At 56.4% G+C, this 20,613-nt stretch carries 15 protein-coding genes, 1 pseudogene and 2 CRISPR repeat arrays (1 of these 18 only partly in view); of the genes and pseudogenes, 1 reads left to right on the forward strand and 15 read right to left on the reverse strand.

The features are described from left to right. A CRISPR array of direct repeats spans positions 1–256; the repeat unit is 29 nt; unit sequence CGGTTTATCCCCGCTGGCGCGGGGAACAT; it begins 810 nt to the left of the window's first position. Positions 257–352: 96 nt separating this feature from the next. The 12 genes and pseudogenes from cas2e (FEM41_RS00165) to cysJ all read right to left on the reverse strand — a co-directional run. Continuing rightward, a pseudogene (gene cas2e / locus FEM41_RS00165) lies at positions 353–532 on the reverse strand (type I-E CRISPR-associated endoribonuclease Cas2e); the annotation flags it as partial. A 16-nt stretch (positions 533–548) separates the two neighbouring features. Beyond that, complete coding sequence (gene cas3 / locus FEM41_RS00170) at positions 549–3,212, reverse strand: CRISPR-associated helicase Cas3' (protein ID WP_138093056.1); 2,664 nt, start codon at positions 3,210–3,212, stop codon at positions 549–551. A 279-nt stretch (positions 3,213–3,491) separates the two neighbouring features. Then, a CRISPR array of direct repeats spans positions 3,492–5,841; the repeat unit is 29 nt; unit sequence CGGTTTATCCCCGCTGGCGCGGGGAACAG. A 96-nt stretch (positions 5,842–5,937) separates the two neighbouring features. After that, positions 5,938–6,231 carry a type I-E CRISPR-associated endoribonuclease Cas2e gene (gene cas2e / locus FEM41_RS00175; protein WP_138093059.1) on the reverse strand — a complete coding sequence of 98 codons (294 nt, stop codon included), beginning with the start codon at positions 6,229–6,231 and terminating at the stop codon, positions 5,938–5,940. 2 nt (positions 6,232–6,233) lie between these two features. Continuing rightward, positions 6,234–7,151, reverse strand: a complete 918-nt coding sequence (gene cas1e / locus FEM41_RS00180; protein ID WP_138093062.1) for a type I-E CRISPR-associated endonuclease Cas1e — start codon at positions 7,149–7,151, stop codon at positions 6,234–6,236. Between the two features lie 4 nt (positions 7,152–7,155). Further along, positions 7,156–7,806 (reverse strand): type I-E CRISPR-associated protein Cas6/Cse3/CasE, encoded by a 651-nt coding sequence (gene cas6e / locus FEM41_RS00185; RefSeq protein ID WP_138093065.1) that lies wholly within the window; start codon positions 7,804–7,806, stop codon positions 7,156–7,158. Further along, positions 7,803–8,537: a type I-E CRISPR-associated protein Cas5/CasD gene (gene cas5e / locus FEM41_RS00190; protein ID WP_138093068.1), complete on the reverse strand. Its 735-nt coding sequence runs from the start codon at positions 8,535–8,537 to the stop codon at positions 7,803–7,805. Before cas5e ends, cas6e begins: the two co-directional genes overlap by 4 nt. Positions 8,538–8,546: 9 nt before the next feature. Continuing rightward, positions 8,547–9,611 (reverse strand): type I-E CRISPR-associated protein Cas7/Cse4/CasC, encoded by a 1,065-nt coding sequence (cas7e, locus tag FEM41_RS00195; protein ID WP_138093072.1) that lies wholly within the window; start codon positions 9,609–9,611, stop codon positions 8,547–8,549. Between the two features lie 11 nt (positions 9,612–9,622). After that, positions 9,623–10,228 (reverse strand): type I-E CRISPR-associated protein Cse2/CasB, encoded by a 606-nt coding sequence (casB, locus tag FEM41_RS00200; protein WP_138093075.1) that lies wholly within the window; start codon positions 10,226–10,228, stop codon positions 9,623–9,625. After that, on the reverse strand, positions 10,225–11,778 hold the full coding sequence (casA, locus tag FEM41_RS00205; protein WP_138093078.1) for a type I-E CRISPR-associated protein Cse1/CasA: 1,554 nt from the start codon (positions 11,776–11,778) through the stop codon (positions 10,225–10,227). Before casA ends, casB begins: the two co-directional genes overlap by 4 nt. 582 nt (positions 11,779–12,360) lie before the next feature. Then, positions 12,361–13,095: a phosphoadenosine phosphosulfate reductase gene (gene cysH / locus FEM41_RS00210; RefSeq protein ID WP_138093081.1), complete on the reverse strand. Its 735-nt coding sequence runs from the start codon at positions 13,093–13,095 to the stop codon at positions 12,361–12,363. 90 nt (positions 13,096–13,185) lie between these two features. Then, complete coding sequence (gene cysI / locus FEM41_RS00215; RefSeq protein WP_138093084.1) at positions 13,186–14,898, reverse strand: assimilatory sulfite reductase (NADPH) hemoprotein subunit; 1,713 nt, start codon at positions 14,896–14,898, stop codon at positions 13,186–13,188. Beyond that, the gene (gene cysJ / locus FEM41_RS00220; protein ID WP_138093087.1) at positions 14,898–16,694 is read right to left on the reverse strand and encodes an NADPH-dependent assimilatory sulfite reductase flavoprotein subunit; all 1,797 of its coding nucleotides are present in this window, start codon (positions 16,692–16,694) and stop codon (positions 14,898–14,900) included. The genes cysI and cysJ overlap by 1 nt, the downstream gene beginning before the upstream one ends. Before the next feature lie 361 nt (positions 16,695–17,055). Here cysJ and queD point away from each other — a divergent pair, with 361 nt between their 5' ends. Then, the gene (gene queD / locus FEM41_RS00225; RefSeq protein WP_138099067.1) at positions 17,056–17,421 is read left to right on the forward strand and encodes a 6-carboxytetrahydropterin synthase QueD; all 366 of its coding nucleotides are present in this window, start codon (positions 17,056–17,058) and stop codon (positions 17,419–17,421) included. Between the two features lie 111 nt (positions 17,422–17,532). Here queD and queE read toward each other — a convergent pair whose 3' ends face one another. From queE to FEM41_RS00240, 3 genes are read right to left on the reverse strand one after another with little or no spacing between them, the layout of a single operon-like run. Further along, positions 17,533–18,204, reverse strand: coding sequence for a 7-carboxy-7-deazaguanine synthase QueE (gene queE, locus FEM41_RS00230; RefSeq protein WP_138093090.1), 672 nt, complete (start codon positions 18,202–18,204; stop codon positions 17,533–17,535). A 55-nt stretch (positions 18,205–18,259) separates the two neighbouring features. Next, on the reverse strand, positions 18,260–18,961 hold the full coding sequence (locus FEM41_RS00235) for an N-acetylmannosamine-6-phosphate 2-epimerase (RefSeq protein WP_138093093.1): 702 nt from the start codon (positions 18,959–18,961) through the stop codon (positions 18,260–18,262). After that, positions 18,961–20,514 carry a PTS transporter subunit EIIC gene (locus FEM41_RS00240; protein ID WP_138093096.1) on the reverse strand — a complete coding sequence of 518 codons (1,554 nt, stop codon included), beginning with the start codon at positions 20,512–20,514 and terminating at the stop codon, positions 18,961–18,963. The genes FEM41_RS00235 and FEM41_RS00240 overlap by 1 nt, the downstream gene beginning before the upstream one ends. Between the last annotated feature and the right edge of the window lie 99 nt (positions 20,515–20,613).

Raw genomic sequence — 20,613 nt, forward strand, 5'->3', positions numbered from 1 at the left:
CGCGGGGAACATATATTACCAGCCAGCGAGTTAACACCAGCGGCCGGTTTATCCCCGCTGGCGCGGGGAACATAAACCTGGGTCAAAGAAGATCCCGCTCAACGCCGGTTTATCCCCGCTGGCGCGGGGAACATTTCATGAACTGGCGCACAGCCTGGAGTAAAGACGGTTTATCCCCGCTGGCGCGGGGAACATGCACGCATGACGCGTTCGTATGGGACTCGTGACGGTTTATCCCCGCTGGCGCGGGGAACATACTAAAAATATATACTTGTTATTAAAGAGCTTTTTCAAGTCGCATCTTTCTACCAACCTTTAACCAACAATTAAGCAACCTTCCGAAATTGATAACCTATTGATTAATAACAGGTAAGAAAGAAACCAGCCGAAGGCCATCCAGATCTACCGGAATCCTTCGGTTTTCACCCCAAGTCTGGAATTCAAATCCCGATTCAGAATTCGTCGCCCAAGCCATAACAACATTCCCACCTTCTGCCTGAGCAGAGACCGGTCCCCAAATCATTACCCGAATCCAGAAGCGCCAGCGCTTATAAACTCCCCTCCAGCCCGGTATGGCAGGAATAGCCACAGGGCTCATCGCAGGAAGAAAGAACAATCACCATACCCTGTCCTCTTCGATGATCTTTGCGCCAGCGTTCCAGCTCCTCTGGAGTCGCCATAGAAAAAGCCGACTGACGCTTATCCCACCAGCTTTTTCTAACTCTCACCATGCTCATTTCCCAGGGATAATCGCCACTACCATAGGGCACCAGCTCACCTTGCTGGCGAAATGCCAGATAAAGCTCCAGCGTTTCACCGGCCAGTCGGGTAACGTTATCTTCATCCCAGAACTCCGATGAATTAATGTTATATCCCACCTCAAAATGAATTACCCGTTGAATAGCCTCACTTCGTTCAGCCAGCTCTTTTCCTGCCTCACTATAAACCACTTTTTCAAAGGCCTTTGGTACGGCAAATCTGTCGCCATAGACAGCTTCAACCAATACCCTGGCTGCATCAGGCATATGGATTTCGCCATGCTCGCGTAGCGTTTTCTGCGTCAGCCACAGACAGCCGTGATCGGGATAGATATAAGCGGTATTACGCATAACCGCAGAGAGCCAGTCCGCAGTAGGATCGTCATCCCATTCGGGAGCCAGCACGGTGAGCAGAGGCCCGGGGCGACCATCTACCTTCCCGGTTATAAGAGAGCCGCCCCGGCTGCGAATATGGCGCTGCAGGCGCCCTGCCCGCTGAATCAGCAAATCGACGGGTGCCAGGTCGCTAATCATATAATCAAAATCAACATCAATACTCTGTTCCAGTACCGGGCTACAGATCAGCACCCGCCCCTGTCTAAGGGTAGGAGCATTATTATTTTTACCAAAACGACTAATCACCTCCGTCTCTATTTTTATTCGATCGCAGAAGGCAAAACGGCTATGGAATAGCTGGATATTCTCCTGAGCTATACGCTCTTCATTAATAAGCTGACGATAGACTTTTATTGCGTCATCGACTGAATTACGGATCCAGCAAATGCAGGCGCCCTGCTCTACCGCCTGATAGATTTTATCCAGACAGCCTCGCTCGCTGTACAACCAGTCAACAGAGACCCGGCGCTGCACCTCCTCGCGGGTATCAATTTTATGGTTAACAACTTGTCCATCACGCAGGTGGGTTACCAGCGGGTAATCCCAGGAAAGAGATGACTGATCGAGAGGCGAACCACTCCTGGCGCGCTGACCGGCGGCAAGCAGTTGGCCGCGCTGCGCCTCTGAAAGAGTGGCAGACAGCAAAATTACGGTGCCGCCACTGGCAATATGAGCCTCTACCAACTGTTCCAGCAGTTTACCAACAAAGGCATCATAGGCATGGATTTCATCACAGATAAGTATCTTTCCTTCCAGCCCGAGTAACCGTAAATTCTGATGGCGAAAAGACATAACCGCCATCAATGCCTGGTCTATCGTCCCTACCCCAACTTCCGCTAACAACGCTTTTTTACGGCTGTCGGCAAACCAGGCTGCGCAACCTTCCGCTGACGGCGCCTCATCGGCAAGCTCATCACTTGCTGTCGCTTCGCTATACCAAACCGACTGGCTAAACAGCTCGGAGAGATGACGGGCACCATGCGCCAGGATCAGGCTGGGGCGAGAATCATCGCAATACAGCAGCCGCCAGGTCTGATACATACGCTGGTACATGGCGTTCGCCGTCGCCATGGTTGGTAGAGCAATATAAATCCCGCTGGCGTTATGGGCCACCATTAGCCGATGGGCAAGAACAAGCGCCGCTTCTGTCTTACCCGCTCCGGTAACATCTTCAAAAATGTAAAGCTGGCCGGATGAACGCCCGGTATCGATTTTCAGTGCCAGTTCCTGTAACGGCGTAGGGTGCTCGATAAAAGGGAACAAATGTCGCAGCCCCTGGAAGGACGCTACCTGGCTGCGTGCAGGCAACGCTGACACGGCATTACGGGAATACCCCAAAGCTCGCTGCCAGTATGCTTCCAGTGGAATAACCCGCGAGTCGCGTGGAAAATAGCGGGTATTTGATCCCATCCAGTCAGCCAGTACCACTAATGCAGAGAGCCGCCAGCTCTCTGTCGCGAAATGCGCTTTCCACTCGTCGCTTTGCCAGTTTTCAGGAATAACCCGCAGGGGAAACAACCTGCTTGCGGCCAGTAAAAACTGACTGACAGCTTCAATATCTTCTCCATCGGGATCGAAAGCCCTGAGGCAGTTTCCGGCAGAAACAGGCTTGCCGTGATGCGCGGTAATCAGGTACATCCAGCCATCCAGGATTCGCTGGAGCTTACGAAGTCGCAAACCGCTGGAGATAAAATCAGAAGCCCGCTCGCGAAATTTATCTTGCCAGAGCCAGCTGCCCAGCGCGGTATGATGGCCGCTGTATGCCACACCCGGCTTGTCAGCCACCAATTCTGGCGCCTGATATTGGCGCTGAAACGCCCGGGCGAATTTACCGATATCGTGCCAGCACAACAGCCAGCCAAACATCTCCGCTGCCTGATGGCGATCGCTAATACCAAGGCGTGCAAAGATATCTGCGCTACCATAAATATTCTGTTGCACCATCTGGTAACCGCAGGCAGCCACATCCAGCGAATGCCAGACCAGCAGATGATAATCATCTCCGCCGTTATCGTTCCGTTGTCGGGTCTTTCCCCAGTAGCCATAAAACAGATCCATCTTTCCCCCCTGGAATCCGTGATGGTGAAATAGTCTATCCCCCTGGCTAACAATACTATGAGCAATATCAACTCGTTACGATATAAAAGATTGTCTGGGTCATATTTTCTCTTAGTGATTTATCTCCGCTGGCGCGGGGAACACTTGTACGGTGCCTGCTTCGGCTGGCTGACATACGGTTTATCCCCGCTGGCGCGGGGAACACGAGATGTATCTCCGCGTTAGCGCCGTGAGGCGCGGGGAACACCAGACCGATAGCGAACATACCTGGCTCGAACCCGGTTTATCCCCGCTGGCGCGGGGAACACCCTTCAGCCAGATAACAGCAAAGGACGAGTTTCGGTTTATCCCCGCTGGCGCGGGGAACAGGCTTTTTCCCGCCGGAAAAGCTTATAGATCGTCGGTTTATCCCCGCTGGCGCGGGGAACAGGCCACATACGGCAGTGCTGGTCTCGCTGCGTTCGGTTTATCCCCGCTGGCGCGGGGAACAGAAAACGGACATAGCCGCTGGCGGCGCTGGCCGCGGTTTATCCCCGCTGGCGCGGGGAACAGTTGCGCAGAACGTTCTGGGTATCGCGGCTGGTCGGTTTATCCCCGCTGGCGCGGGGAACAGCTGACCGCAGAATCCATGGCCTTAGCGCGGGCCGGTTTATCCCCGCTGGCGCGGGGAACAGCGCTGCCCCTTTAGCGCCGCCGTGAATATCGCCCGGTTTATCCCCGCTGGCGCGGGGAACAGCTCATTCCGCCGTCACGCATCAGCCGGGCTCGCGGTTTATCCCCGCTGGCGCGGGGAACAGTTCTGTCGGTCGGGCGGGTGCAGACGCCCACGCGGTTTATCCCCGCTGGCGCGGGGAACAGGCTCATGCGATCAGCGACGTTCATCACGTTAGCGGTTTATCCCCGCTGGCGCGGGGAACAGTCCCGCGGCTATCGGATAACAATAACTCTAGTGCGGTTTATCCCCGCTGGCGCGGGGAACAGCCTGAATCCTGATGTAACTATCGGTTAGCCCTCGGTTTATCCCCGCTGGCGCGGGGAACAGAGTGGCGATAGACCATATGGAGTTAAATATCCCGGTTTATCCCCGCTGGCGCGGGGAACAGGCCACCCGCAACCATGTTATCAATCTGAATAGCGGTTTATCCCCGCTGGCGCGGGGAACAGGTTGCGACATCAATCGGAGATGCTAAAACCTGCGGTTTATCCCCGCTGGCGCGGGGAACAGTGCGGCGTGGTTGTATATTCCTCGCGTTCCACCGGTTTATCCCCGCTGGCGCGGGGAACAGGTTCGACAAAATCTGGCGTTGAATGCCTTCGTCGGTTTATCCCCGCTGGCGCGGGGAACAGCTACCCGGGCGCCCTGAGAACCATTCCCGAAACGGTTTATCCCCGCTGGCGCGGGGAACAGGCGAGGTGCTGGACGTTCTGTGGCGTTGGATCCGGTTTATCCCCGCTGGCGCGGGGAACAGGATGGCGAGCTACCCGCCGGAACTGATCAAGGCGGTTTATCCCCGCTGGCGCGGGGAACAGAGCCGCCAGAGATATCAGATATCCGCTGGTGTCGGTTTATCCCCGCTGGCGCGGGGAACAGTCACTAATTATCGATATCGCCGGGCTGTCTGGCGGTTTATCCCCGCTGGCGCGGGGAACAGGATATGCAGCCACAGGGAATGGTACCCATGCTCGGTTTATCCCCGCTGGCGCGGGGAACAGATGCTGGTGTTGTGAAGACCAACTCAGGATGGCGGTTTATCCCCGCTGGCGCGGGGAACAGGAGCACGAACTCGGTCATAGTGAGATTCTCGGCGGTTTATCCCCGCTGGCGCGGGGAACAGTTATTTGCTGCCTGAGTGCCAGTGGCTGCGCTCGGTTTATCCCCGCTGGCGCGGGGAACAGTGATGAATTTCGATGACAACAAGCTATACGCACGGTTTATCCCCGCTGGCGCGGGGAACAGCCCTACAAACCACTGCTGCAGGACGTTATAACCGGTTTATCCCCGCTGGCGCGGGGAACAGGCCAATATTGTGACGTTGCCGAAAGGGCAGGCCGGTTTATCCCCGCTGGCGCGGGGAACAGGCTGGGCCAGCGCCCTGGCGTCTGCCGCGTCTCGGTTTATCCCCGCTGGCGCGGGGAACAGGCCCTTACCAAAAGCGCGGCAGAAAAAGGTAGCGGTTTATCCCCGCTGGCGCGGGGAACAGTTCATCATAGATTGCATCCAGGCTCACACACACGGTTTATCCCCGCTGGCGCGGGGAACAGTAACCGGCGTCTGAAAAGAGTATTACGATGACCGGTTTATCCCCGCTGGCGCGGGGAACAGATCGTGCGTCATTTTGCAGGCTGGCAGCGTTTCGGTTTATCCCCGCTGGCGCGGGGAACAGTGATTCCGCTGTGCAGAGCGTGTCACGACAAACGGTTTATCCCCGCTGGCGCGGGGAACAGATGTTTTTGGTCGCCCCGTCTCCCATGAACCTGCGGTTTATCCCCGCTGGCGCGGGGAACAGTAGCCAAAAGTGTGTAGTTCATGTTGTATCTCCGGTTTATCCCCGCTGGCGCGGGGAACAGTTCTGGCACTCATCCCAGTAGTTAACAATGTTCGGTTTATCCCCGCTGGCGCGGGGAACAGACTAAAAACATATCCTTGTTATTAAAGAACATTTTCACCATAAAACTTTTCACCAACGTTTTACCAACAAATCACCAACACACAATAAAATGTAACCTACTGATTATTAACAGGTAAAAAAGAAACCAGCCGTAAGCCATCCAAATCTACCGGAATCCTTCGGTTTTCCCCGTAAGTCTGGAACTCAAAACCCGATTCACTGTTGGTTGCCCAGGCCATCACAACATTTCCCTCTGCCGCTAACACCGAGATTTGTTCCCAGATCATTTCACGGACACGCGCAGAGGCATCGCCAACATAGACACCTGCGCGGATTTCAAGCAGCCAGATAGCCAGGCGTCCCCGCAAACGGGGAGGCACATTTTCAGTCACCACCACCAGCATACTCATTCTTAGCGTCCCCGATGCCCGCTATCCGCCAGCGAATAAGGCTCTGGTATCGCAGGAGGAACGCTTTCCGGCGCGGGTGCCGGAGGTTCAATTTCCCCCGCAGCCAACACCTCTTCGATCAGCGGAATCAACTTACCCGTTAATTTCTGGCTACGGAAAAGATCCCGACATGCCAGCCTGACCTCACGATCGGGCTCAGCAGGGCAGCTCGCCGCAATCTCAAACGCCTTAGGCACTACCGAATCAAATTTGATGATATCGGCAATGTCATAAACAAAAGAGAGCGGCTTACCGCTATGAATAAAACCAATCGCTGGCGCATAGCCTGCAGCCAGTACCGCGGCTTCCGTGATACCGTATAAACAGGCCGTCGCTGCGCTAATGCAGCGGTTAACGACATCACCTTTCTGCCAGTCTTTAGGATCGTATTTGCGACCGTGCCACTTAATGCCATGGCGCTGTGCCAACAGCATATAGGTTTGCCGAACCCTGGCGCCCTCTATTCCCCGTAGCTGCTCCACCGAACGGCGGGACGGCGGCGCCTCTTGAAAACGCAGCTCGTACATTTTGCGTACCACTTTCAGACGCAGCTGATCGTCCAGCGCCAGCTTTGCCTGATAGAGCAACTTATCCGAGCGTGCACCACCCGGCTGGCCAGAGGCGTATAGTCGAACACCCGCCTCCCCAACCCAAACCAGCAAGGTTCCAACCGTAGAGGCTAAATGCACAGCCGCGTGAGACACCCGGGTTCCCGTTTCCAGCATAATGCAGGCCACCGACCCGACAGGAATATGGGTGCGCACCCCGTTCTTATCGATCAGAACAAAGGCGCCATCCAATACGTCCAGTTGCCCGTATTGTAGAAAGATCATGGAAGTACGATCTTTCAGTGGAATGGGGTTAAGTGGGATATAACTCATAATCCTATTCCACCGCCGGGCGGAGAAGCATCAGGCCACAGCCAAACGCGCGACTTTTCCCCCACCCGCTCGCGATCCGCGCCAGAAACCGTTCAGGATCGTTAACGATCAAAGTTCCCTGATAGTCTACGGAACTAAACTGAACCGGCCGACTATCCGCCAGTCGCGTTAGCCGATGCTGTCGATAATTGTCCACCTCAGCCTGGACCAGCTGGAAACCCGAGGATTCCCCCTGTCGCTCCAGCCATTTGCGTGCGGCTTGCGCCTGATGCTCCCACATATCCCGTGGTTCAACGCTCTCTTTCAGGCGCCGCTTAGTTTCCATCAGCAGATCGTGCCGTTTACCGCTGCGACATATCACCGGATTGACTCTTAACGCGAAGCCAAGCCTTTGACCTGCCCTAAGTAATGGCATAAAGGGTTTGGTTTCCACGTCAAAAAATGGATGCGACTGCTCTGGAGAACGTTCTGAAAGCAGATAAAAACATAACTGCCCCTGACGGCTCTCCTGGCGATACAAAAAGTCTCGCCGCTCAAGGCCCGGGAATAGCTCCCACAGCCACTGATGTATGGCATATTCCCCCGCCTCCATTAACTGGATCATCCTTTCGGGCGTCAGCGCATTCTGGCAAAGAGTAATTCGGGAAAGGTTCATGATTCCTCCCTGAACGCTGTACCCTGACTATAGACGCGAGGCGCAAACTGCCAGCGTCGACGGCTGATGGGCTGATCGCGCCGTTCTCCCCTGATTTCTTCTTTCAATCCAGCGTGTTGCCCTTCCCACCAGCAGACTGGCTGCAATCGCCCCAGCCGCTGTGCGCCCGGTAACTGCGACAGACGGGTAAGAAACGCCTCTTGCGCATTAAGCAAAACGTCGCCAGCCAACCCTTCGTAGATTTGCGGCCAGAGGGGCAGCGCCAACGGATGGCTTTTACGCCCCAGATAGAGCGGAAACTCAGGAAATTGCAGCGCCTGTCGCAGCCTGGCGAGCGACCAGGGCGCTCCTTCCGTCATGGCTATCATCACCAGCCAGTAGCCATCACAGTAAAAGTCACGACGGGAAATGGTGGTTTCCAGTAACGCTTTGTCCTGTAACTCTTCACGACGGGTTCGCCAACGTATGTTACGCACGGCTTTGGGGACCTGGACGGTATGGTAATCCCGCATCCAGGACGGTTTTTCATTCGCACACAGGATAAACTGATAGTGCTGATGCAAAAGTGCCAGTTTATCTTCCTCATCGCGCCGAATTCCAAGGGCTGCGGCCAATAGCCCCAACAGGGAAGAGCGCCCGGGCAGGGCATTCGTATGACGTACCTCCCCCGGCGCGGGCTCTCCCCAGGAGGCCATTGGCCCCTGAAGCTGGAACACCAGATACTGGTTCATACCGGCTCCTTACTCGCTAACAAAATCGATAAGCCGTGTCAGAGATCCTTCACCAGTGACGGTATTCAATGACTCGCAGGGAAGCGTCTGGCCATCATAAACCTTCGCCATATTGTCACGCAGCGCTTCCGCGCGCGTTATGGCATCAGATAACTGCTGACTGCCCGTTATCGGCTGGTAGAAAGCAGCCGCCAGCGAACGCGGCTGTTCGTTCCCTTTTTCCGCCAGCGCCCAACTGGCCCATGCACGGCTGGCGAAGCTGTTTTGCTTACCGGTGGGGGAAACTTTAAGCGCACATTCGGTCAGCGCCCGCAGTGTGCGTTTCATCAATGCTTCATCGCCGTTCAGATTTTCCAGCAGACGGTCTCTGTCAATGCAGACATAGGAGTAAAACAGCGCCGAGCCAAAGCCCAACTCGCCGATATGACCGGCCCCGGCCTCTTCTTTCTTTTGCAGATCGTCAACAGCGGTAAAAAAATCATCCTCAATCACCGTTGCGCTAACCCCCACGGCATGGGCCACCTGGCAGGCGGCTTCAACGTTATAGTCCGGCGACGAGGCCAGCATACGGCCAAATAGCGCAATATCGACGGCCATATCGTCATGGCGCAGTAACTCGAGTTCTTCAGCCGTCGGTGCGCGTTTGTCCTGGCCTAAACGTTGCGCAAGCTGGTGCACGGCCTGCCGTTCCGCAGGGCTGATATGAACCAGTTGCCCGGTTTCAGTATTCAGGAGAGGATCCTGTTTAAGCTTATCGCCCTTTTCATTACGTGGCGTACCGAACGCCTTCGCAATCGCGGCCCCCCACTCTGCCGCTTTCTTCTGATCCACACCCGCTTCCTGCATTATCTCCGCCGCTTCACGGCCAATATGGGCGGTGCGAATACCGATAGCGCCGTTCAGGGCATCTTTAAACAGAGAGGATGTACGCCAGGCACGCTTCAGGCTCTGGGACGAAATACGCAACCGCTCCGCCCCTCCCATACGCACGCTTTTCGGCGCGCCGGTGTCATCACGGTTCAGGTTAGCGGCCGGGTAGGCAGTAAGAAAATGGAGCTGAATAAAAGTGGTCATGGTCAGGTTCCTTATTGATTGTTGGTCTCTGCGCTGTCATCTGCTGAATTTTGCTGAGCGTCGTCTTCGCTGCCGGCCTGGTAATAATCCATCGCCCATCGCACATGAATAAACTCGCCGGGTTGTTGACTTAAAACGCAATGCCGTAGCCGGGCATCCTCTTCTTTAAACCAGCAAAAAACACCGTCTGCCAGATCGGTAATATTGGCCGTGCCTTCCAGCATCCTGACTGCCCTGCGCAGTTGACGCAGTAAATCATCCGAACTGCTGGCCCGCTGCAACCGCATAAAGCGCAGCTCTGAGAAGCGCGGTTTACTCTCTCCCGGCGCCATTCTGCCCAGCTGCGCGGTAAAGGGACGCCGTTCGTCATGATGGCGAACGTGAGCCAGAACGGCCGCTACAACGGCCAGGGCATTAAAACGCCAGGCCTGGTGTCTGTCGCCACAGTATTCCTTAAAGGCCGGTGTCAGCAGCAGGGAGCGGAACCCTTCGGCAAGCCAGGCTTCCTGCAGTTCGCCACTGCGGCGCAGGCTGGCCCGCTCCCGACGCCCCTCCATGCTGTTGATGCGTTCATGCCAGCGGCACAGCGCCGCCTTTTGAACTCCCGTGAGTCTCATTTCGTCCCCTCCTGCTGCTTTTCCTTGCGCCTGGCCAGCTTTTCCTCGCTGGTGGTGAAATACTTTTTACGCGCCTTCATAATCTGGCCGTAATCGACCGGCGCATCCGGGCTGGTGAATACACGCTCGTCGAAATAGCGTTTCGCGAATTGCCAGATTTTGCCCTTCAGGCGTTTTTCACAGGTCTGTTGCGCGACCCGATCGCCATATTTAACTTCTTCGACAAACTGTTCGAACAGCGGCCGGGTCTGCTGCCAGAAGTCGATGTCGATAAAGCTGAAATCCCCTTTGGCATTCTTCAGTTCACCAAACCAGGCTTCTTTAAGAGCACCTCTTAGCAGCCCCAGCACTCTGCCCGCCGAGGCAATGACCTGGGCAAATAGCGGTTCCAGCTCCTGAGCATTTTCCGTTATCAATACCGGAATATGGTGCTCATACCAGCAGCGGGCTTTCATATTGTCGAAGTCGTAACCAAAGCTCCAAAAGCGGATATTGTGGCGCAGCGCTTTGTCGGCATTCTTCAGAAACTGAGTGACAGCTCTGGCGGGTATTTCCTGATTATGTTCGCTGGCCGTTGTCCAGTTCAGCCCCAGCCAGTCGCGCCAGCACAGACCGCCAGGCTGGCCCTTCACCGAAAGGAGTTCCCCTTCTCCTTTTAACTGACGGCGATAAGGCGTAAGGGGATGCGACCAGCCAACATACTGTACGCCATAGTTTTTCACCGTCATCTGGCTCAGTAGCTGGGATGAAATCTCCCCACAGAGATCGCAATGCCCCTGGTCGGTTTTGTCAAAGTTGATGCGGATACGGCGTGGCATTCCCCAGTAAGCCTGGAGTGGGTGGGCCTGCTCAGGGGTAGTGATAGTCTTTTCGCTGGTGCGGGTTGGCGCCAGCCAGGGGAAAACGGCTGCGTCATACTGTTGCGGTAGCGGCATCCGTCCTTCGGACTGCGGCATGACATTGAGCCAGAGTTTTTTCCACAGCGGTGTGCCAGGAGGCGTTTCTTTAAATTCCAGTAGGGTAGTCAGTGGTCCGCCGCCGCGCAGGCTGGTGCGGTAACCTTTCCCGCCCGCCGGTGCATTAATTTGCAGAGAAAACAGCGCCTGAGCGGCGCAGCGCGGGCAAAGCTTTTCAACCACGCCGCGCTTAATAAAGTGGTCGGTATTACGTTTAAGGGTGTTGCCGCCGGGTATCTCCGGCAATAGCGCCGCCAGCGGCGTATCTTCACCATCCAGAGACTGATAGTCCTGCATAAAAGAAGGCGTTTCCGGGCCAAATCGAAAGGCTAACTCCACTGGCTTAAAGGCTTCCCGAAGTTGCTGTTCCGTTAGCCCCTCTTCCAGCATATCCTCCCACTTTTCAATATCCTGCGGGGCCAGCGTGGTCTGTAACAGGCCGATCAGAAACTGCCAGGCGGCCCCCTGGAAATCGGCACGTACCGCGGCGAGATCCTCAATATTTTCATCGGCCAGCTCAACGGGCGCCATCCAGTCTTTAGCGCCATCCCTACAGCGTACGGGGAGCCATTTATCGTAGAGTAATGACTGCATCACGTAATCCTCATCAGGTTTATAACGCGCCCTCCCTGGCGCGATTTATTTTTATGACAGACGTATAGAGAGAGAAAAGCGAAAGATTAGATAGCGTCCCATCCATAGCCTCAGGCGAATCAACAAGCGCCTATTATTTAACAGACGATAAATCCAAGTCAGAAGTAGCATTTTTTCCCTTACTTTGTTGTGGCATACATCCCCCCAGCATTAAGATCTATTCCGCTAAGTTAAGACCAAACAGCAGGGCGTTTTGTCGTTCAGGCAGAGCGCCCTGTTATCCCAAAGCCCCATACCCACACAAACTGAAATAGTACATCCAATTCGTTCACTTCACAACCACACTTCGCCCCCCTTACCCCCCTTTAAATACTTACACTTTAAATCTCATAGACGATTTATGTCTAAAAGTAGCAATCTGATACACTATAAAAATCCCTACTTCGTAGGGATTAACCGTATTTAAAGTGAGGTTTTAATCACTAATTTACGTGCGTTCCCCGCGCCAGCGGGGATAATTCATTGATAAAAAACAAAAAATCCCGGCCAAAAGCCGGGATTTCTTATAACTGCCAGGAATTATCACCCCTCATGCAACCCGCACTCGCGCTTAAGTCCAAAGAAGCGGGTTTCCTCTTCGGCCATGCCCGGCTCCCATTTACGGGTGGTATGGGTGTCCCCTACCGACAGATAGCCTTCGTCCCACAGCGGGTGGTATTTCAGGTCGTGCTGCTTCAGATACTGGTACACCGTGCGGTTATCCCAGTCGATAATCGGCAGAATTTTAAATACCCCGCGCTGGATGCCCAATACCGGCAGAGCGGCGCGGCTGTCGGACTGCTCGCGGCGCAGGCCGGCGAACCAGCTTTGCGCCCCCAGGCTTTCCAGCGCCCGGTTCATCGGCTCTACTTTGTTGATCTGGTTATAGCGCTCGATACCTTCCACGCCCTGTTCCCACAACTTACCGTAGCGCGCTTCCTGCCAGGCGGGGCTTTCGCTGGCCCGAAACACCTTCAGATTCAGTTTTAACTTTTCGGTCAGTTCATCGATAAAGCGATAGGTTTCCGGGAACAGATAGCCGGTATCGGTCAGGATCACCGGGATATCGGGCCGCTGCCGGGTCACCAGATGCAGACAAACCGCCGCCTGAATCCCAAAACTCGACGACAGAACAAATTCGCCGGGCAGGTTTTCCAGAGCCCAGGCCACGCGCTCCTGAGCGCTCAGCGCTTCCAGTTGGGCATTGGTGTCGGCCAGCGCCTGGCCGCGTTGGTCTTTCGGTAATGCGTTTAGCGCAGTGAGATCAAGTACGGACATAGTTTCCCCTTTCCCCTGCCCCCTTTCCCCTCACCCCAGCCCTCTCCCAAAGGGAGAGGGGGGGTAAGAGAGAGGGCCAGAGGTTATCGTTTATTCCCAGAAATCGCGCGCCGGATCGAGGACCGGCCGCACAATTCCGGTACGCACGGTGAAGTCGCCGAAGCCTTCGCCCGCTTCACGCTCTTTGGCCCAGCGCCCTATCAGTTCATCAAGGGATCTCAGGATCTCCGGCTCGGTGATGTTTTCCCGGAACATCCGCGGAATACGGGTGCCGATGCGGTTACCGCCAAGATGTAGGTTATAGCGCCCGGGTGCCTTACCCACCAGCCCCACTTCCGCCAGCATGGCGCGGCCGCAGCCGTTGGGGCAGCCGGTTACGCGCAGAACGATATTCTCATCCTCCACGCCGTGAGCCGCCATTAGCCCTTCCACCTTATCAACAAAGCTGGGCAGGAAACGCTCGGCTTCCGCCATCGCCAGCGGGCAGGTCGGGAAAGAGACGCAGGCCATCGAGTTTTCACGCAGGCTGGATGTCGCCGCCATCAGGCCATGTTCCCGGGCCAGCGCTTCGATCGAAGCTTTATCGCTTTCCGGCACCCCGGCGATGATCAGGTTCTGATTGGCGGTCAGGCGCAGATCGCCTTTGTGGATTTCGGCGATCTTACGCAGGCCGGTTTTCAGCGGGCGCCCCGGGTAGTCCAGGATACGACCGTTTTCGATAAACAGCGTCAGGTGCCACTTATCGTCGATACCCTTCACCCAACCGATGCGATCGCCGCGACCGGTGAATTCATAGGGGCGGATCGGTTCAAAGGTAATGCCTGCCCGGCGCTCCACTTCGGCCTTAAAGGTCTCCACCCCAACACGCTCAAGGGTGTATTTGGTCTTGGCGTTTTTACGGTCGGTACGGTTGCCCCAGTCGCGCTGGGTGGTGACCACCGCTTCCGCCACCGCCAGGGTGTGCTCCAGCGGAATATAGCCGAACTCGCTGGCGGTACGGGCATAGGTTTTCTTGTTGCCGTGCTCAATGGAAAGACCGCCGCCCACCAGCAGGTTAAAGCCCACCAGTTTGCCGTTTTCGGCAATGGCCACAAAGTTCATATCGTTGGCATGCAGATCCACATCGTTCTGCGGCGGCACCACCACCGTGGTTTTAAATTTACGCGGCAGATAGGTCGCCCCGAGGATCGGCTCTTCGTCGGTGGTAGCGACCTTTTCCTGATCCCACCAGATTTCCGCATAGGCCCGGGTGCGCGGCAGCAGGTGCTCAGAAAGCTTTTTGGCCCACTCGTAAGCCTCAGCATGCAGCTGCGACTCAATCGGGTTAGAGGTGCACAGCACGTTACGGTTCATGTCGTTGGCCGTCGCCAGCGCATCCAGCCCCACTTCGTGTAGCATCTGGTGCACCGGCTTCACGTTCTTCTTCAGAATGCCGTGAAACTGGAAGGTCTGGCGGTTGGTCAGACGGATGCTGCCATACAGCGTCTTGTCGCCAGCGAATTTGTCGATAGCCAGCCACTGCTTCGTGGTCATAATGCCGCCCGGCAGGCGGCAGCGCAGCAGCATGGCGTGGCGCGGCTCCAGTTTCTGTTCGGCGCGTTCGGCGCGGATGTCGCGATCGTCCTGCTGATACATGCCGTGAAAGCGGATTAGCAGAAAGTTGTCGCCCTTAAATCCGCCGGTCAGGCCGTCGTTTAAATCTTCGGCAATGGTGCCGCGCAGGAAGTTACTCTCAAGCTTCATGCGCTCGGCATCGGCCAGTTTACCTTCGACCACCAGGGGTCCGGGATGTTTTTCGCTCATTAGTAAACGTCTCGCTGATAACGGCGCTCTACGCGCAGCTCACTTAAATATTCATCTGCCGCTTCCAGGTCCATACTCCCCTGTTCGGCAATCACTTCCAGAAGCGCCTGCTCAACGTCTTTCGCCATGCGATTGGCGTCGCCGCAGACGTAAATATGGGCGCCGTCGTTAATCCAGCGCCACAGCTCTGCGCTCTGTTCGCGCAGTTTATCCTGTACGTAAATCTTCTCTTTCTGGTCGCGGGACCAGGCGAGGTCAATGCGGGTCAGCAGACCTTCTTTAACATAGCGCTGCCACTCCACCTGATAGAGGAAATCCTCGGTAAAATGCGGGTTGCCGAACAGCAGCCAGTTTTTACCGGATGCCCCCTGAGCATCGCGCTCCTGCATAAAGGCGCGGAACGGCGCGATACCGGTGCCGGGGCCAATCATAATGACCGGCGTTTCCGGATTAGCAGGCAGGCGGAAGTTGTCGTTGTGTTCGATAAACACCCGCACTTCGCCGTCTTCTTCCACCCGGTCGGCCAGGAAGCCGGATGCGCCGCCGCTACGGGCACGCCCTTCCACGTCGTAGCGCACCACGCCAACGGTGATATGCACTTCGTTTTCCACCTCGGCCTGGGACGAAGCAATGGAGTACAGGCGCGGCGTCAGCGGGCGCAGTAACCCGATAAGCTGCTGAGCCTCCAGTTGGGCCGGAGCAAAGCGCACCATATCAACAATCGGCGTGGTGGCCGCGTAGTGGTGCAGCTTATCGCGATCGCCCACCATCTCCAGCAGCGCGTCGTTCCGGGTCAGGGTGGCGTAGTTTTCCACAATGCCGCCGGTATTCACCGTCAGCTCAAAGTGCCACTGCAGCGCTTCGCTGAGCGGCAGGGATTTACCGTTCACCTCAACGATCTCATCGCCCTTCAGCCACAGCAGTTCCACCAGTTCCTGCACCAGCGCCGGACAGTTCTGATACCAGACGCCCAGCGCGTCTCCTGGCTGATAGCGCAGGCCGGAGTCGCCCAGATCAATTTCCAGATGGCGCACGTCTTTATCAGAGCCGCGCCCCGTAATCTTTTGATTCACCGCAAGCGATGCCGCGAACGGCGCCTCTTTGGTCCATGGCGTGGTGACAATTTCATTCACCGCACCGGCAACGGCGGTGGGAGCCGGGGCCCCCTGAGGCGCTTTCTCCTTCAGGACCTCGGTAATACGCTGGCACCAGCTTTCCGCCGCGGCCTGGAATTCCACATCGGCATCCACGCGATCCAGCAGCCGTTCCGCACCCAGCTCCGCCAGGCGGGTGTCGAAATCCTTACCCGACTGGCAGAAGAATTCATAGGAGGTGTCGCCCAGGCCAAATACGGCAAAGGCGGTATCAGTCAGTTTCGGCGCCTTCTTCGAAAACAGATATTTATGCAATGCGACTGCCTCTTCCGGCGGCTCCCCTTCCCCCTGGGTGGAGGCAACCAGCACCAGCAGTTTTTCCTGAGCGATCTGCTTGAATTTATAGTCGCCTGCGTTGACCAGATTGACGTTCAGCTTCGCCGCCAGCAGGGAGTCACGCAGCTGTTCGGCCACCCGCCGCGCGTTACCGGTCTGGGAGGCGGAAATCAGCGTAATCGCCGCCGCTTCCGGCGCAGGGACTGCCCCGGCAGCCACGCCAGGCTGTTGGTTTACCATCCCCCAGAAGTAGCCGGAAAGCCATGCCAGCTGGGTGGGGGTGAAGTCCGTGGTCGCCGCCTGGAGGCGCGCCAGCTGTTCCGGTGTCACCGGAAGCAGCGAAGTGGGAGGGGCCTGAGTCGTCATGCGTCGTTATGTTCCAGTATGCTAAAAGCGTTCACCCGCCCCGTAACGTCAGGGAGCGCTGACGTTACGGCGCTGCAGGTATCCTGACTCCCGGGGGCGAAAACAGAAAGTGAAAGTAAGGTTAACGGCGGGGGTAATAACAATTAAAGAAGGGATGGAAATAATTAATAACCAAATCGCCTAACCGCTTTTTATGTTATTGATTAACGCAAAAACTGATTTGTTAACCAATTGATTTTACATGTTAATCATAAGTCACAGTCTCTGAAAAGGGCGAAACTTGCGCAAAGCGGGTTTTAGTTAATGCCAAAAAAAAACATTTCCGGTACTATGCGGCGGTTTTTTGTCACACCGAGGTCGGATCATGTCAACCACCCTGTTTAAAGAGTTCACGTTCGAAGCCGCACACCGGCTGCCCCACGTGCCGGAAGGTCACAAGTGCGGGCGCCTGCATGGCCACTCCTTTATGGTGCGCCTGGAAGTGACCGGCGAAGTGGATCCCCATACCGGTTGGGTCATCGACTTTGCCGAGCTGAAAGCGGCGTTTAAGCCCACCTGGGAACGCCTGGATCACTACTATCTTAACGATATTCCGGGGCTGGAAAATCCCACCAGCGAAGTGCTGGCCCGTTGGATCTGGCAGCAGGTAAAACCCCAACTGCCGCTGCTGAGCGCGGTTCAGGTAAAAGAGACCTGCACGGCGGGTTGCGTGTACCGCGGCGAGTAATCGCCTCCCCTCAGCCCGGCCCTCTCCTCAAAGGGGAGAGGGGGAAAAACGGCTCCCACACAATCCTTATCTCCAAAGGGAAGAGGGTGCTCAGATCTATTTAAATCTGAATCAGGCGATATTCAGATACTTATGGGTCTGCATCGACAGCCGCCAGTTGCGGGCGATGCAGGTTTCGATGCACAGGCGGGTCGCCTCTTCTTTCTGGCTGATGGGCTGTAGCGCGATAATGCGCGCCTTTTCATCGTCCAGAGTCTCCAGCAGTTCATCGAGCGCTTCAATGTCGCGTACCCGGCCGACCGGGTGTTTGATCTCATCGGCACGCTGTAGCGCCTGCGACAGCACATCATAGCCGCCACGCATATTCACCTTTGGCGAAACCGTCACCCAGGTGCCCGGCGAGCAGCGCACTTCGTGAGTACCGCTGGTCTCTATCTGGCAGCTAAACCCCTGACTTTTCAGCCCTTCGGTCAGGGCAGTCAGATCGTGGATGCAGGGCTCGCCGCCGGTGATCACCACGTGGCGGGCGCTGTAACCCTGGCGCTGAATAATGGCCAGCAGATCCTCAACGCCCGCCGCCCCCCATTTGTCGCTCTCGCGGGTCTTGGCCATGATGCTGAACATCGACACTTCCCGATCGGCGAGTTTTTCCCATGTATGTTTGGTATCGCACCACGGGCAGCCGACCGGGCATCCCTGCAGCCGGATAAAGACAGCCGGCACGCCGGTAAAGTAACCTTCGCCCTGGAGCGTCTGGAACATCTCGTTAATCGGGTACTGCATAATCATCTCTGTCGCGTAAAGGAAACGCGGATTATCGCAAATCCGCGGCCCGGGGTCATTCACGACAGTGCGCGTTTATGGCTGCGGCAAAGCGTTCGGTAATCTGCCGGGGTCGGGTAATGGCCCCGCCAACCACCACGGCATGGGCGCCCAGCGCCAGGCAGCGAGCCGCCAGTTCCGGGGTTTCCACATTGCCTTCGGCAATCACCGGAATGGTCACCGCATCGACCAGTTCGCCCAGAAAACGGCAATCCTGCTCTGGCAGTTTGTGGCCTTTGGTCTCTCCAGTGTAGCCATACAGCGTAGGTCCGACGCAGTCGAAACCGAGCGCTTCGGCGGTTTTCGCTTCATCCAGGGTGGAGACATCCGCCATCAGCACCAGCCTGGGATAGCGTTCCCGAATCTGCGCCACCAGCGTCGCCAGACTCTGGCCGCCGGGGCGCGGGCGGGCGGTGGCGTCCAGCGCGATGATTTCCGGCGCTACCGTCATCAGTTCATCCACCTCTTTCAGGGTCGCGGTGATAAATACCTCGCTGTCGGGGTAATCACGTTTGATGATGCCAATAACCGGTAGCGCAACCTGCTGGCGGATGGCCGCAATATCCGCCACGCTGTTGGCGCGAATTCCGGCGGCTCCCCCCTGCTCTGCCGCCAGCGCCATGCGCGACATAATAAAGGGACTATGTAACGGCTCGTCTTCCAGCGCCTGGCAGGAGACAATCAGCTGGCCTTTCAGGCCGTTCAGTAACGTATTCATCAGGCTAAAATCTCTTCTACTTCATTTCTGATAATGGTGACGTGCGGGCCATAGACCACCTGCACGCCGTTGCCACGCAAAATCACGCCGTGGGCGCCGGTCGCTTTTAGCGCCGCCTCGTCCACTTTGCTTCCATCTTTTACCGTCACGCGTAAACGCGTGGCGCAACAGTCCACCTCTTCCAGGTTATCTCTGCCGCCCAGTCCGGCCACGATGGCCTGAGCCCGTTCGCCCGAGGCGAACTCACTCTGCTCCACGTTCTCTTTCTCCCTGCCTGGGGTGGCGAAACCGAAGCGGACAATGGCGAAGCGGAAGGTAAAGTAGTAGAGGAAGAACCACGGAACGCCGACCAGGGGTACATACATCCAGTGGGTTTTCGCCTCGCCCTGCAGCACGCCGAACAGCATGAAGTCGATAAAGCCGCCGGAGAACGTCTGGCCGATGGTGATGTGCAGGATATGGGCCAGCATGAAGGCCAGGCCATCGAACAGGGCATGGATAACGTAAAGCGCAGGGGCCACAAACAGGAACGAGAACTCAATAGGCTCGGTAATGCCGGTCAGGAATGAGGTCAGCGCCGCCGAAAGCAACAGTCCAGCCACGCGCTTTTTATTTTCGGGTTTCGCCGTGTGGTACATCGCAAGGCAGGCGCCCAGCAGCCCGAACATCATGGTGATAAAACGCCCGGACATAAAACGTGAAGTCCCGACATAAAACTGCTGAGTCGCGGGATCGCCCAGTTGGGCAAAGAAGATGCGCTGCGTGCCTTCCACCAGCTGGCCGTTGATCATCTCAGTGCCGCCCAGCGCCGTGGTCCAGAAGGGCAAATAGAAAATATGATGCAGACCGAAGGGACCCAGCATGCGCAGTATAAAGCCGTACAGGAACGTCCCCAGATAACCGGTGGCATCCACCAGCCCGCCCAGCCCAAAAATCAGCGCCTGAAAATGGGGCCAGATAACGGTCATGACGGCCCCCACTACGATGGCGGCCAGGGAGCTGACGATCGGCACAAAGCGCGAACCGCCGAAGAACCCCAGGAACTGCGGCAGCGCAATATTGCGAAAGCGATGATGCAGCGCACAGGTCACCAGACCGATAACCACCCCGCCGAAGACGCCGGTTTCCAGAGTCTGAATACCCAGCGTCATTCCCTGCCCTACCGCGCCAGGATTCTCCTGCGCCAGGGTGCCGGTCAGAATCAGCAAGGCATTAATGGTGGCGTTCATCACCAGGAACGCCAGCAGCGCCGACAGCCCGGCGGTGCCTTTATCGCTCTTCGCCAGCCCCACCGCCACACCTACCGCAAACAGCACCGACAGATTGGCAAATACGATGGCACCGGCGCTGCTCATAATGGTGAATATCGCCTGCAGCCAGTCGACATCCAGGAAAGGATACGCCGTGATGGTGTTGGGATTAGAGAGCGCGCCGCCAATCCCCAACAGCAACCCTGCCGCCGGAAGCACGGCAATCGGCAACATAAAGGATTTGCCAAAGCGCTGCGCTTTTTCGAACCAGCCTCCCGATGAGGCGCCACTGAATACAGACATAAGGTTTCTCCCTGCAGAATATGGTGAAAATTATTACCACATAAAATCTATATATTGAAAATTATCACCAGAAGTCGGGAGACGGATCATACTTTTTTA

This window comes from Jejubacter calystegiae (assembly GCF_005671395.1).
GTDB lineage: Bacteria > Pseudomonadota > Gammaproteobacteria > Enterobacterales > Enterobacteriaceae > Jejubacter > Jejubacter calystegiae.